At 56.8% G+C, this 14,004-nt stretch carries 11 protein-coding genes and 1 tRNA gene; 6 read left to right on the forward strand and 6 right to left on the reverse strand.

The window, feature by feature from the left end; genetic code table 11:
- The first annotated feature begins 41 nt into the window (after positions 1-41).
- A complete protein-coding gene (locus ASE98_RS03760; protein WP_060540034.1) occupies positions 42-899 on the forward strand; it encodes a hypothetical protein in 858 nt (285 codons plus the stop codon).
- Positions 900-1,366: 467 nt separating this feature from the next.
- Here the strand turns inward: ASE98_RS03760 and ASE98_RS26440 are convergent, their stop codons facing one another.
- A complete protein-coding gene (locus ASE98_RS26440) occupies positions 1,367-2,416 on the reverse strand; it encodes an HNH endonuclease (RefSeq protein ID WP_156465467.1) in 1,050 nt (349 codons plus the stop codon).
- Between the two features lie 182 nt (positions 2,417-2,598).
- On the opposite strand from ASE98_RS26440, the gene ASE98_RS03765 reads away from it, so the two are divergent.
- From ASE98_RS03765 to ASE98_RS03785, 4 genes are all read left to right on the forward strand, one after another.
- The gene (locus ASE98_RS03765) at positions 2,599-3,180 is read left to right on the forward strand and encodes a recombinase family protein (protein WP_060540035.1); all 582 of its coding nucleotides are present in this window, start codon (positions 2,599-2,601) and stop codon (positions 3,178-3,180) included.
- Positions 3,181-3,616: 436 nt separating this feature from the next.
- Positions 3,617-4,084, forward strand: coding sequence for a hypothetical protein (locus ASE98_RS03770; RefSeq protein WP_060540036.1), 468 nt, complete (start codon positions 3,617-3,619; stop codon positions 4,082-4,084).
- A 98-nt stretch (positions 4,085-4,182) separates the two neighbouring features.
- Positions 4,183-4,407, forward strand: a complete 225-nt coding sequence (locus ASE98_RS03775) for a hypothetical protein (RefSeq protein ID WP_060540037.1) — start codon at positions 4,183-4,185, stop codon at positions 4,405-4,407.
- A gap of 1,219 nt (positions 4,408-5,626) precedes the next feature.
- Positions 5,627-6,343 carry a hypothetical protein gene (locus tag ASE98_RS03785; RefSeq protein WP_060540039.1) on the forward strand — a complete coding sequence of 239 codons (717 nt, stop codon included), beginning with the start codon at positions 5,627-5,629 and terminating at the stop codon, positions 6,341-6,343.
- 233 nt (positions 6,344-6,576) lie between these two features.
- Here ASE98_RS03785 and ASE98_RS03790 read toward each other — a convergent pair.
- Positions 6,577-6,653 (reverse strand) — tRNA-Val (locus ASE98_RS03790).
- Between the two features lie 184 nt (positions 6,654-6,837).
- On the opposite strand from ASE98_RS03790, the gene ASE98_RS03795 reads away from it, so the two are divergent.
- A complete protein-coding gene (locus ASE98_RS03795; protein ID WP_060540040.1) occupies positions 6,838-8,121 on the forward strand; it encodes an NAD(P)/FAD-dependent oxidoreductase in 1,284 nt (427 codons plus the stop codon).
- Between the two features lie 58 nt (positions 8,122-8,179).
- On the opposite strand, the gene ASE98_RS03800 is transcribed toward ASE98_RS03795, so the two are convergent.
- Genes ASE98_RS03800 through ASE98_RS03815 form a run of 4 tightly spaced genes read right to left on the reverse strand, consistent with a single transcriptional unit; the run spans position 8,180 to position 13,754 of the window.
- The gene (locus tag ASE98_RS03800) at positions 8,180-9,151 is read right to left on the reverse strand and encodes an XdhC family protein (RefSeq protein ID WP_060540041.1); all 972 of its coding nucleotides are present in this window, start codon (positions 9,149-9,151) and stop codon (positions 8,180-8,182) included.
- A gap of 1 nt (position 9,152) precedes the next feature.
- Positions 9,153-10,388 (reverse strand): c-type cytochrome, encoded by a 1,236-nt coding sequence (locus tag ASE98_RS03805; RefSeq protein WP_060540042.1) that lies wholly within the window; start codon positions 10,386-10,388, stop codon positions 9,153-9,155.
- A gap of 2 nt (positions 10,389-10,390) precedes the next feature.
- Entirely contained in the window at positions 10,391-10,930 is a 540-nt protein-coding gene (locus ASE98_RS03810; protein WP_060540043.1) for a (2Fe-2S)-binding protein, read from the reverse strand.
- Positions 10,923-13,754: a xanthine dehydrogenase family protein molybdopterin-binding subunit gene (locus ASE98_RS03815; protein WP_060540044.1), complete on the reverse strand. Its 2,832-nt coding sequence runs from the start codon at positions 13,752-13,754 to the stop codon at positions 10,923-10,925. Before ASE98_RS03815 ends, ASE98_RS03810 begins: the two co-directional genes overlap by 8 nt.
- Between the last annotated feature and the right edge of the window lie 250 nt (positions 13,755-14,004).

Here is a 14,004-nt window from a genome sequence, read left to right on the forward strand (position 1 = left end):
CACACGCCTATGAAATGAACTTGAAGACAGGAGAACCATCCATGCCACACACATTTGTTCTGAATTTGATCCCCACCTCAGCCAATGACGAGTTGGCTACTGGAGCTGGAGTCGCACCGCCCCCAACAAAATCGGACTCTGGCCACACCCTTGATGCACCGACGATCGAAGAGCAAGTCGTACAGCTACGACGGGGCGGTCTATCCATTGCCAAAATTGTGCAAGCCACAGGACTCCCTGAACGCAGAGTCAAAGCCCTGACTAAAGATGTACCAATGGGGATTTCTACACCCTTTGATAAGTCCGTGAGTCGAATTTATGACCTCGCGACTCGCTCCCAAGGAATCAAAGACTACGAGCTTCGTGGCATCTTGCATCAAGAGTACGGTTGTAAATGGGATACTGCTGAAGGGCGTTACTACAGCAGTTTCGACGCAGATGTGGTCAAACGAGTCAAAGAAAGGGTGCGACAGCGTGCGTCCAAGGACGACTCAAACGTCATCTTCGTAATGGACTGGGTAGATGAAGCGGCGCCAACTGGAAGTCGCCTCTTCCTCGAAGAATCTGCACTCAATTTGATGTGCAGGATAGATGAGTGCATCAATCAGTTCATGGAGCTCCATGGTGCTCATGCGACAGAAGACAGTGAAGATGCCGACTTGGCACAACGCAAACAGGCATTTGCTGCTCGAAAGCATATTCTGAAGATCGTTAGCGCGCTTGGTGCGGAACCAGTCGCCAAACTACTTGTGCGAACGACTGCCGTGACGAACTCATTGGATGGCGTTCCTGACATGAGCTGTCCAAAAGTTCCAGACGCACGAGACGAATACTTCCCAGAACCTTCGAACAATGACCCGTTTCTGGAATATGTCGAGTCTCAGGGGTGGCTGGGATAAGCGACCTAACACGGAGTTACCTGTCCGGCTCACGCCCACCATATGTATAGGGTCGGACACCGGACGGGAAGCTCACAGTTACACGCGAGTGAATCTGCACCAGTACGAGCGTTTCTGCATCGTCCCGATCCCGGATCAGTACACCAGTAAATTAAATGAAATCAACACACACCCAAGCTCTTGCTCTTGATCTGCTCCACCGAAGGTGACGTGCAATAACTGTCAGCATCCGCTAACCGGGCACTGCCGAATACGGACGTATTCATTTCCGCACCGACAAACAAGATCACAAGCGAAGAGCTGGATTTGTGTAAATTTAATTAATTACTGGAGTACATCCGAAGGAGGTGTCGGCGGTCACGCCACAGCGGAGCCCCTTGGAAGCTCACGCTTCGGTGCATCCAGCCAGCAGACCTGAAGTGGTATCCCGCTCAAAGCTGATGCTTTGGGTGTGCAACTGCTACAGCCTATGGCTTATTGCCTGAAATCACGTCCAGCCATCCCGGTGATTTTTGGTACGAGAGCCTGTCCTTTGGCACCAGTTGAACTGTTCGGATTCGAGCGGCAACGATCTCTAAGCAGCGAACTCGTAGCTCGACCCAACCAACACCGAAATGGGCTTGACGATGAGCATCCGCAGTTAGGGCGATGACATTCTCAACCGTATCAAGGCCACCCTCTGAAAGAGGAATGATGTGATGCGTTTCTAGATAGATTCCGCCGTTGCTCATAAAGAAGCCGGGAACCCCTGTTAGCTCGCAGACACCCCCTGAACGCTCCAACACCCGACGACGAACGCTTGGATCGCGATACCGTTGCACACCATTATAGGTATATGTAGCAGGCCGCTCATCAGTAGTAAATTGATCTACTACCGAAGCATCTTTCACCACTCCAACTTCCAACTGCATGGGAGTTTCATCAACTCCAGCCGTTTCAGCAACAACACCCAGTGGAGCAGAATTACCACGAACCAGCGTGAACGCCCCTGTCTCCTCTTCGAACGACTCTACGAACCACGACTGATCATCCAGTTGGCGCCCAGTCGCTCGATCATGCTTTGCTCGTTCATCTTCCGTCTCACGCTCACGAACAGGTCCTGTCACGATTACTACCCGAACAGGAGTGGTGTTCATGTAGGCTAGCTGGACTGTCGTGCTGAAATGCTGCGCACGATTGATCCGTGGGTCTTTGATCGTTCGATTTCGATTCTTGGGGTCTTTTTCAAGCTGCTGGATCAAGGTATCGGCATATGCTCTCAGATTTTCTGAAAAGCAAATACGCCCTTCACTGTCGACATGCAATCCTTCCCACCAAACACACAACAGCAGGATATTTCTGTCGGCGCTTCGAAAAGACCATTCATAACAGTAGCCACCATTTGATTGAGGCAGGGTTACTGGTCGGCCATCCGTCTTCCTGAAGCTCCATTCATTAACGTCTATCCCTGCACTCTGAACACAGTCAATGATCATCCACTTGCCAGTTGGTCGAAGCGTTTCAAGACCAATACCCATTCCCTACTCCCTGTACGCCAATGCATTTTCATGACGATGATAACAGCGAGTCATCAAACGGTCGTTAAACGATACCTTCCAGACGGACGGAATACAGCATCATAAATATAGGCATTGATATTTTTTGATACCTTGATACAGTGATACCACGTTTAATGATCCCCATCAAGGAGCCGCCCGCCATGTCCCGTACCTTCCTCTACTGCCGCGTTAGCACCTCCACCCAGTTCACAGAGAACCAAGTGCAGGAAGTCAAATCTGCTGGGTTCGATGTACAGGCTAAGCGTGTAGTGGAAGAGACAATCTCAGGTAGCGTGGCTGCTAACGAGCGCCCCGGCTTCCAGAAGCTTCTGGAAAGGATGGAGTCTGGAGACGTGCTGATCGTCACCAAACTAGACCGCCTTGGCCGCAATGCCATGGATGTACGCCAGACCGTTGAGCATCTGGCTACTAATGGCATCCGCGTTCACTGCCTCGCCCTTGGCGGCGTAGACCTAACATCAGCAGCAGGCAAGATGACCATGCAAGTGCTAGGGGCTGTAGCTGAGTTCGAACGTGACCTGCTGATCGAGCGTACACAAGCTGGGTTGGCACGTGCAAAGAGTGAAGGCAAGAAGCTTGGACGCCCTGAAGCACTCAACACCACAGCAGCAGTACAACGACTCAAATCAAAGGACATGACACAGGCTCAGGCAGCAGCGGAGCTGGGTATGGGCATTGCCACTATCAAACGCCATTGGAACAAGGACAGCATAGATATCTAACGCCCTCCATGAGCTTGCATACCGCTCGTGGTAGCGAGTTCACACCTACGGCAGTACGTCGCCTGATGCTGGCTTTCAACGTCTCGTTCTGAGGCTGTAGTAGCTTCAGAGCCGACCAATTTATTTTGAGATTTGTCGAGTTTCCATTTGGCCTAGTCGTGTTGTGCTAAGTGCCTGGGCCACGCCGACCGTTTTCATGATGACCCCACCCCCCTCTTCCTAAAAAGTGCCCATAAAAATTTGGGCGGCTGGGTAGTTCGCACAGGAACGCCCTGTCTTATTTTCTAGCTGGAATGCCTGAAACTGAATCAGAAGTGCTATCCCGAAAAATACGGATTTTGGAAATTCAACGGGGAATGGGTCCGCCCGATGTCTGGACACTCGTCAGATCACCCTGCCACCATATGGCATCTTCCCCACCATCAAGGATCAAATCTTGTCACCTAAAAGAACCATCGGAATCGTCCTCGCGGTCGGCATCGCCTACATCGTTATTAAAGGTGTGATCAACGAACCAACCAAACCTACAAACTCGACCGCGAGCACCTATACAGCTTCTACTCCCGTCACCGAGCACCCCGAAAGCACAGCAACCTACAATCAAGTGAACGCGGACATAGGGTGCAAAAGCACCTACAGCGATCAGAAAAAAGACGATATCTTCAATGCTAAATACAAAAACCACTGGATGACATGGAAAGGCGAGATTGCTCTGCTGGAGTCTGACGAGGCTTCATTGAATGTGGATGGCGTAGGGACTCAAGACCTACAGGTCGATTTCGCAGACAAGCAGGCCGGGTATGATCTCTCAAAAGGAAGCCAGCTCAAGGTGCGTTTCCTGATGAAGACGGCTGGCGGGTGCTTCCTTCCTTTCAGCGGTCAAGATGCGACCGTTGTTCGATAGCCACTCTTGATGGTCAGAGTAATTCTCTCCAAGCGTTTACCGCCCATATCAATGATGGCAAAGTGACAACAACTCAAACCACGCAGGAAGCAAAGACAATGAAAGACATCGTGATCACCGTAGTGAATTTCTTCGCTTGGATAGGGATCATCGTGGCAACAGTTGTGGGATATTTTGCAATGAAGGGCAACTACGAGTACATCGGCGCCTTGATTGGCTTCGCCGTTGGGTGCCTAGGCTCTGGTGTGTGGTTTGTCCTCTCAGCAATCCACCAGAATATCCAGACCATCCGGGACATTGCAGTCAAGCAGTCGCAAGCCTGAGCAATACGGCGGCTAAAAAGTCAGCCGCCACCCCTCCTCCAGTACCGCCCTATCGCAGCAGTTCGCCTAGGACCTAGGCTCCCCCACAAGTGCTAACACCGCCATCCATGCTTTCATTCGTTACTCCCAGATGGCGTTTGTATTAGATGCAGGAAAACTGGATGTACCAGTAGTTGGACTGTGCCCAATAGGTGCCACTCCCCGAAGTGAAGGCCGCCCCGCCTTCAGGGTTATTCCCTTCACCCTCAATCCTATATCGTCCCTTGCAGGCAGTGTGCATCTGCTTGTAAGCATCTTCTCGACGCATTTTGCGAACGATATCTGCCCCATCGTTGAGGTACTTGATCACCCCCAACCGAGCGCCCTCGTTGACTGGTGCATATGCTGCTCCCGAGTCAGGTGAGGACACCATCTGAGCGCCAGTACAGCCCGCAACGCATGCCAACGTGATCCCGCCCAACAGCATTTTCAACTTAGGCATCTAGCCGCCCCCCCTATATCCGCTGAGCTGCGAGCTTATCAACTAGCCATCACCAGTGCCATCACGTCACACGTTCGCCCTAGGCGCTCAGGACTTCTCACTACGGCTATCCATTTACTGCCCATACTGATGATGGCACAGTGATCAAAACGCAAACCCGGCATGGAGCAAAATAGTTGAAGGTAATTTTATTTCTTTGGATGTGTACCAATAGCGTTGTTCCCGGCAAGTCTGATGACACGGGATGCCTTCCGCCAATGGTAGACCCAAAGCCTTATACATCAGTGGAAGCTTGCGTTTCTGAAGCAATCCAACGCCAAGGCGCTGCTGCATTCGCCGCCATCAACCAACCTCCCGGGCCGAAAGGCAGAATGTTGGCCGTGATGGATTTTCGGTGTGTTGAACAAGATGGAACAGCACTACCAGAGCGGCCCGAGAATACATTTCAATCCGACTGGGCCAAGAATGGCATACACCTGATTCGGTACTAATGTGGCGGATACCCTGCTCAGTCGTCCGTATGACAGCCTACGAGATTGCGACTCAGCCGGGAGGGATGCCATCGTGCATTTCCTGCTGACTGATGCAGAGGAAGGGATTCGAGGCCACACCGTTTCTTATAGCTGCCTCTAGGAGACGCACCTTATGAACGAGGCTAGGCAATACTGGCAATGCTTCTGATATCTGTGGCTATATAACTCACCACCACAACACACATCGAAAGAGTAAGGGCGGAGCATGCGGATACCACAGGAAATCTTGGATCAAGTGCGAGATGATCCGTTAGCGGGAGCCATTGCAGCTTGTGAGTTTGTCGAATCATCACTAGAGCCTGACTCAGCATGGCAGCCAGATGACGAGGAGCTGCTTTTCGAAATTTACGGGCTAATAAGCACTCTGCATGACGCAAAGCGAATCGAATACATTGCTAGCGAGCCAGATATCAACGCCGCATTTCCACATAGCTGTGGATATCTGTCTCGCTTTATGAACGATGTCAAAGAACAGCTTGAATCAAATCATCGAAGCCTTACAAAAAAACGCAAGTTCGAACAACTCAAGAAACATTTTTCACTTACGATCAATGATGCCTTCGGCTATGAATTCACAGACGGCGACCTTAAGCGAATTCAGCAGCTACTGAATGAATTACGAGAAATGATTTCGGCCAACACGGAGCTGGATGCGGATCATAAGCAGCGCCTTCTGAAGCGGCTTGAAGAAATGCAGAGAGAAATGCACAAAAAGATTTCCGACCTCGGCAGATTTTATTCGTTTGTAGGCGAAGCTGGCGTGATGCTCGGAAAGCTTGGAAAGGATGCCAAACCGCTTGTTGACCGAATGAGAGAGCTGGCTGGAATTGCATGGAATGCTCAAGCTCGGGCAGAAGAGCTACCAAGTGGCAGCGATCTTCCAATGCTTGGCAATGACTCTCAGCCACCTGCAATCGAGTGACCCTGCACACTCAAACAAGCTTCACGCATCAGCTACAACCCCTCTCAGCAGTTGCCGCAGGCACAAGTAAAGCTGCTTGCGGCACATCTAAATCCTCCACGAGATAATCGTTCACATTGCCCAGTGTGAACGAAGCCTATATTTTGTGAACGTTCTGATGAAATCCAAGACAACAAAAAAGGGCCCACCTTTCGGTGAGCCCTTCTAGACCGCCCAGCAGAGCGGATTTTGTTTGGTAGGCGCGATTGGACTCGAACCAACGACCCCCACCATGTCAAGGTGGTGCTCTAACCAACTGAGCTACGTGCCTGCTGTGAGGCGGCATTCTACGGAATTCCGGAGGGGTGTCAACACCTTTTTTCGCGCTAACCCTATGAATATGCAAAATATTTAATTTTTCGCTTGCAACGAAGATTTTACGGGTGGCTGGCGGGCAATTTTTAACTCGGGTAGGATCATCACACTCGTAAAATATATTAAACAGAGGCTGCAGGATGGCGAACACCCCCTACCCAGAGTCCTACTACGCCGCATCGGCCAATGCTGTCCCCCCGCGCCCGGCGCTGCAGGATGATGTCGAGACTGATGTCTGTGTGATCGGTGCCGGTTACACGGGGTTGTCCTCTGCCCTGTTCCTGCTGGAAAACGGTTTCAAGGTAACCGTGCTCGAGGCCGCCAGGGTTGGTTTCGGGGCGTCGGGGCGCAATGGCGGGCAGATCGTCAACAGCTACAGCCGCGATATCGATGTGATCGAGCGCAGTGTCGGCCCCAAGCAGGCCCAGTTGCTGGGGCAGATGGCGTTCGAGGGTGGGCAGATCATTCGTGAGCGGGTCGCCCGATACAACATTCAGTGCGATCTGAAGGACGGTGGCGTGTTCGCCGCGATGACCAGCAAGCAGATGGGCCATCTGGAGTCCCAGAAGCGCCTGTGGGAGCGCTACGGCCACACCCAACTGGAGTTGATGGATCAACGCCGCATCCGCGAGGTGGTGGCCTGCGATCAGTACGTCGGCGGGATGCTCGACATGAGCGGCGGGCATATTCATCCGCTCAACCTGGCTCTGGGTGAAGCTGCGGCGGTGGAGTCCCTGGGTGGCACCATCTATGAGCAATCGCCTGCGGTGCGCATCGAGCGCGGTGCGAACCCGGTGGTGCATACGCCACAAGGCAAGGTCAGAGCGAAGTTCATCATCGTCGCGGGCAACGCTTATCTGGGCAATCTGGTGCCGGAGCTGGCCGCCAAGTCGATGCCCTGTGGCACTCAGGTGATCACCACTGAACCTTTGGGCGAGGAGTTGGCCAGGAACCTGCTGCCTCAGGACTACTGCGTCGAGGACTGTAACTACCTGCTCGACTACTACCGCCTGAGCGGTGACAAGCGCCTGATCTTCGGAGGTGGCGTGGTGTACGGCGCGCGGGATCCGGCGAACATCGAGGCGATTATCCGGCCGAAGATGCTCAAGGCCTTCCCGCAGCTCAAGGACGTGAAGATCGATTACGCCTGGACCGGCAACTTCCTGCTGACGCTGTCGCGCCTGCCTCAGGTCGGTCGCCTGGGCGACAACATCTACTACTCCCAGGGCTGCAGCGGCCATGGCGTGACCTACACGCATCTGGCAGGCAAGGTGCTGGCCGAAGCACTGCGCGGCCAGGCCGAGCGTTTTGACGCCTTTGCCGACCTGCCCCATTACCCGTTCCCCGGCGGACAATTGCTGCGCACGCCGTTTGCGGCATTGGGTGCCTGGTATTACGGGTTGCGGGACAAGTTCGGGTACTGAGCCGGAAAAACAAAAAGGCCTGCAACGATGCAGGCCTTTTGTTTTGGAGCTTTTGATCTTACAGCCGATCCCGAGGGATGCCGCTACGAATCCGCAGGATGTCCGCCAGCACTGCCAGCGCAATCTCCGCCGGGGTCTTGCTGCCCAGGTTCAGCCCGATCGGCGCATGAATCCGCGCCAGCTCCGCATCCCCCAAACCGCCAATGCGCCGCAGCCGTTCGAAGCGTTTGTGCGACGTCTGGATGGACCCCATCACACCGATGTAGAACGCATCAGTGCGCACTGCTTCCATCATCGCCAGGTCATCGATACGCGGGTCATGGGTCAGCGCCACGACCGCCGTGTCGCTGTGGCAGCCACCATCGGCGATGAACACCGACGGTAACTGACGTCGAATCTCTACGCTCTCCAGCACGACACCTTCGAGCACCTCGTCCCGTGGATCGCACAGAATCACTTCGAAGCCCAGGCCCACGGCAAACTCGGCGCAAGCCTGAGCGACGCTGGAGTACCCGGCCAGCAGCAAGCGCTGGGCAGCCCCGACACGCACTCGAACCCGGTCGATTTCACGCTCGATGCGCACACCCTGCTCGCGATCATCGAACAGACTGCGCGCACCGCTGGCCAGATCGACTTCACGAATCAGCCGGCGCCGGCCCAACAAAGCCGACTCCAACTCCCGCAGATGCGCCTGCGCCTCGCAATCAGCCTCAAGCTTCTCCACCAGCACATCGAGCACGCCGCCACAGGGCAGACTGACCCGGGAGCGCGGATCTTCGCCTTCGCCATAACGAACGACACTGACAGCATCCTCAAATGCACCTTCGGCGACCCGCTCGAGAAAGTCTTCCTCCACGCAGCCGCCGGACAGCGAGCCGATCCACTGGCCAGCAACGTTCACCGCCAGCAACGAGCCCGGCGCGCGCGGCGCCGAGCCGTAGGTGGCAAGCACCGTACAGAGCCAGATGCGCTGGCCGGCCGTCGACCACTCCAGCGCCCGACGCACCACCTGCAGATCGAGATGCTGCATGTCAGTGCGCCTTGTGCTCGGTCGCCGGCGCTTCGGCCTGCAACTTCTGCACGTCGTTGACCGCCAGATCACCCGGCTGACCACCCCACCCCTGACGCAGGTAATTGAGCAGATCAGTCAGTTGTTCGGCACTGAGCTTGTCGGCGAACCCAGGCATCGGCTGCATGTGCTCGAAACCGGAGAATTTCTGCTCGCCGATACCGTCTTCGATCACCCGCACCAGGTTACGCGGATCTTCCAGGCGCAACGTGGTGTTGCCACGCATGGCCACGGCGATGTGCGGTTTGCCTTCGCCACCCTCGGCGTGACAGCCGGCGCAGACGTTCAAATATTCCTGACGGCCGCGCCGGGCACTTGCGCTCAACTTGTCCAATGGCACCTCGGTGAGCACTTTCGCCGCCGGTGGCTGGTCGCCGAGCAGGAAGGTGGCCATGGCGGCCAGATCCGGATCACTGAGGCCCTGGGTGCTGTTGTGGAACACCGGGAACATCTCGTTGAACATCGTGCCCTGGGCGCTCATGCCGTGCTTGAGGAACGAGCTCAGGTCCTGATGGTTCCAGCCGCGGGCAGCCAGGTCAGTGGCCAGCAGGCTCGGGGCCAGGTAGCCATTGAGGATACCGCCGGTCATGCGCTTGTCCTGTTGCATTGCACCAGGCAGGCCGCGCGGGGTGTGGCACTCACCACAGTGACCGAGCACGTCGACCATGTACTGGCCGCGCTTCCAGGCTTCGCTCTTGCCTTGGGCCGGCTCCAGCTTCACGTCCTTGCCGTACATCATGTTCCAGCCCATCAGGCCCAGACGCACGTTGAACGGAAAGCTCAGGCTGGTGACCGGCGCGGCGCGCTCGATCGGCTCGACGGTTTTCAGGTAGGCATGAATGGCGTCAGAGTCTTCACGGGGCATCAGGTGATACGAGGTGTAGGGCATCGCCGGGTACAGGTTCGCGCCGTCGCGACGCTTGCCTTCGGTCAGCGCGGCAAAGAACTCTTCATCGCTGTACAGGCCGATGCCGTGCTCTTTGCTTGGCGTGATGTTGGTGCCATAGATGGTGCCGAACGGCGAGACGATCGGCAGGCCGCCTGCGTACGGAGCGCCACCCGGCGCGGTGTGGCAGGCCATGCAGTCAGCGGCGCGGGCCAGGTATTCGCCGCGCTTGACCTGATCTTCGGCGTGAGCCAGAAAAACCGGCGCAGCCAGGCCGACCGCCAGCGCAAGGCGGGTAAGTAGATGCTTCATGCTCAACCCTCCTTGACCAGGCCGAGATCGGTCAACACGTTGCGGGTCGCGCTGTAGTAGCGCACATACCCGGTGCAACGGCAGATGTGATGGCCGAGGCTGTCCTCGATGACTTTTTCCAGCTGGCTTTTGACGATCGGCTGACGCTGCAGCTTTTCCACCAACACGGTCGCGGCGTTGACGAAGCCCGGTGCGCAGTAGCTGCACTGGAAGGCGAACTCATCGACGAAGCGCTGCTGGATCGGGTTCAGCTCAGTGACCTTGCCCTGCTCATCGCGGGTCGCATGACCTTCGATGGTTCGCACCTTCTTTCCTTCGAAATAATGCGCACCGGTGATGCAGGTACGCACTTCTTCGCTGGTGCCGTCCGGGTTATCGACGATCACCACACAAGCGTGGCAGATGCCCTGGCCGCAGCCCAGGCGCGAACCGGTGAGGTTCTTGTATTCGTGCAGATAGTCGATCATCGGCAGGTCATCAGGGATGTCCACCGGGCCGACGGTTTGACCATTGAGGGTCAGTTGAAGCGGACGGTTAGCCATTGAGGGCCTCCTTGATGCGTGCAGAAGTGATAGGCAGGTCGCGGACACGTTTACCGATGGCATGCGCCACGGCGTTACCAATGGCACCGACCACCGGGATCATCACCACCTCGGCGATGCCCTTGGACGGATCGCTTGGCGACAGTGGCGGCAGGATTTCTGCGGTCTGTTTCCAGACAGCCACGTGCCGCGCCATTGGCAGACGGTAACGGTTGAAGTTCCAGTCACCCTCCCCTGGCCCGCCTTCGTACAACGGCATTTCCTCCATCAGCGCATGACCGATGCCCATGGCGATGCCGCCTTCGAGCTGGCCCTTGACCAGTTCTTCCACCAGCACCCGACCGCACTCGACCCACGAATGGTGGTTGAGCACCGACACTTCGTTCGAGCCCTTGTTGACCTTCACTTCCACCAGCGTCGCAACCGGGCTGTAGTAAGTTACCGCCGCGTTGTTCAACTGGGTCGCCGGATAGGCGATGTTCTGCCGATCGAGCAGGTGGAAACCGGCGCTGGTCATCTGCGCCTTTTTCGCCTTCGGTGCACCGTCGCCGTACTTGACGGCAAGACCGTCGAGCGGCAAACGCTCGCGCACGCCGTCGATGCTGAACTCGGCCTCGGCCCAGCTCCAGCGGTTGAAGCCGTGCACGGTGGCACCAGTCACCAGGCCACGTTCGTGGGCGCGCTTGGCCAGTACTTCAAAGGCCAGGGGCTCCATGCCGTTGGCAGTGAGCTTGCCGTCGACCCAATGGGCATCTTCGCGACGCACCACGTAAGGGTTGGCCTGGCCGCCGAACGGGCCCTGTCGCCAGATTTCCAGCGCCGCCGGCCACAGGCCGTGGTTGAACAGCACGCGCGCCGCTTCACGGGTGGCGTGGCTGAAGTAGTACGCGGAGTTGGTCGCCGAGGAGGCTGAGGCCACTTTGCCGACCCAGCGCGGGTTGCGCAGGAAGTTGTCCTGCTCGGCCTGACTCATGATGTAAGGGTTGCCGCTGGTAATCAGCTGCATCTCTTTCCATTCGGTTTCGCCGGTTTTCACTTCGTGCGCCGGGCTGCCGAGGAAGTCGGCCACTACCATCGCTTGGGAAGTGGACATGCCGGTGCCGATTTCAATGCCGATGTGGCGCAGGTTGATGCGACCCTCGGCAGTGAATTCGATGCTGGCCATCGGCGCTTCGGAACCGGTGCCGAAGTCTTTCTGGCAAATGGCGAAACCAATGCCGTACCAGTTGTCGGGATCGGCTGCTTCGCGCTGCTTCTTGATCGCGGCGCGGTTTTTCCAGGTGTCGTGGACCGCCGCCTTGTCGAGAATCTCGTGCAGGCGCAAGGCACCCGCCGGGATCGCGCCCTGGGTGTTTTTCATGCCCGAACGCAAGGCGTTCTTGCGGCGCAGGTCGATAGCATCGACACCGAGACGATCGGCGATTTCGTCGACCATCATCTCGGTGGACGCCATGGACTGCAGGGTGCCGTAGCCGCGCATCGAACCGGCTTCAACGCCGCGCGAATGGTAGGCGGTGACCTGCAAATCGTTCTGCGGCATGTAGTAGATCGACTGCGCCGCCGTGGCACCCACTGCTGCCACCGACGCGCTGTAGTTGATGCGACCGCCACCGTCGACGCTCATATCGGCGCGGAAGATCTTGAAGCTGTGGTCGGTCTTGTCCACCGCCAACTGGTAGCGGATGTCGAACGGGTGACGCTTGATCCCGCTCTGGAACTGCTCGTAGCGGTCGTTGGCCAGACGCACTGGCACACCCGCACCGTACAGCGCCGCCAGGGCTGCGTAGTAGACGAAGATGTTGTGGTCCTTGGAACCGTAGCCAACGGTGTAGCCCGGGTGCATGTTCAGGTTGGCCAGGCCGAAACGCGACGGCGCAATCATCTTCGCGGTCTCGGTCGCTGCCTCCAGTGGGCACTGGGTCGCCACCACAAAATGCAGGGTCTTGGTCGCCGGATCGTACCAGCCGTTACCGTTGTCCGGCTCCATCGCCGCAGGCTCGATCGATGGGGTCTTGTAGCGTTCGTCGAACACCAGCCAGTTGTCTGGCGGAGTGTCGATCTGCTGTTTCATGCGGTCAGCGTAGAACAGCCCGCGCTCGGTCAGGTTGCCGTGCAGGTTGGGCTGGGAGTTCCACACCGGCCGACGGTTTTTCAGCATCGGGAACAGGATCGAGTCCTTGAGGCTGGCGAACTCATCTTCGTCTGCCGAAGTCGGCCCGCCGACTCGCACGTAGCGGAAGCTGCCGTAGGGGTCGCCTTCGTAGAACGGTACTTTCTCGCCGTAGCGGATTGCCTTGTCATTGAACTTGAGCTGGGCCTTGGCCTTGCGGAAGCGCTCGAAGTCGTTCCAGATCAGGATTGCCACCGGGTGACCGATGAACATCGGCACCTTGCCGACCGGCAACAGCGGATCCGGGGCGTGCTCCTCAGGGAAGACGATACCGTCCTTGATCAGGTCGTCGGCGGTGACGATGCGGTCAGGCTGCAGCTCGGCGCCCAGCCACGACAGGTCATAGCCATCGTAGATGCGATCGGCCTTGATGGTTTTGAGCAGCATGGCGTGGCCTTGCTGCTGCGGCCAGCCCGGCATGTCCTTGGCGCGGATGTCGCGGGCAAAGACTTTGCTGCCGCAGACTTTGGACAAGGCATCGTTACGGGCACGCGCCTTTCCGTTATTGCCAAGCCACTGCTCGGACGGCACGGTCACGCTGTTTTCCATCAAGGCGGCCAGCGCCTGGCTGCTCAATGGCGTGAGCGTCACGCTCACACCCGCTACCAGCCCGCCCTGAAGGAACGAGCGCCGGGATATATCACGGTTGGACATGGATCATCCTCTGGACGGTTATGGGGTCCGCCCTTCTGGTTATGTACTGGAAATCACGAGTCTTGCAGAAGCCCCACCTGACGACGCGGAGGGCTGTAATGAAGTGCAAAGCTGACTGACAGGTTAAGTTTATAGGCTTATGCGCTCGCAGCAAACATCCCGGCACAAAAAACTGACCAAAGAATCAAAAAAACTGCGACGGCCTGACGCAGGGCTGTGGGCATCGGGAAACCGTAGCCAACGCCACCAG

It is taken from the genome of Pseudomonas sp. Leaf48, assembly GCF_001421885.1.
Classification (GTDB): domain Bacteria; phylum Pseudomonadota; class Gammaproteobacteria; order Pseudomonadales; family Pseudomonadaceae; genus Aquipseudomonas.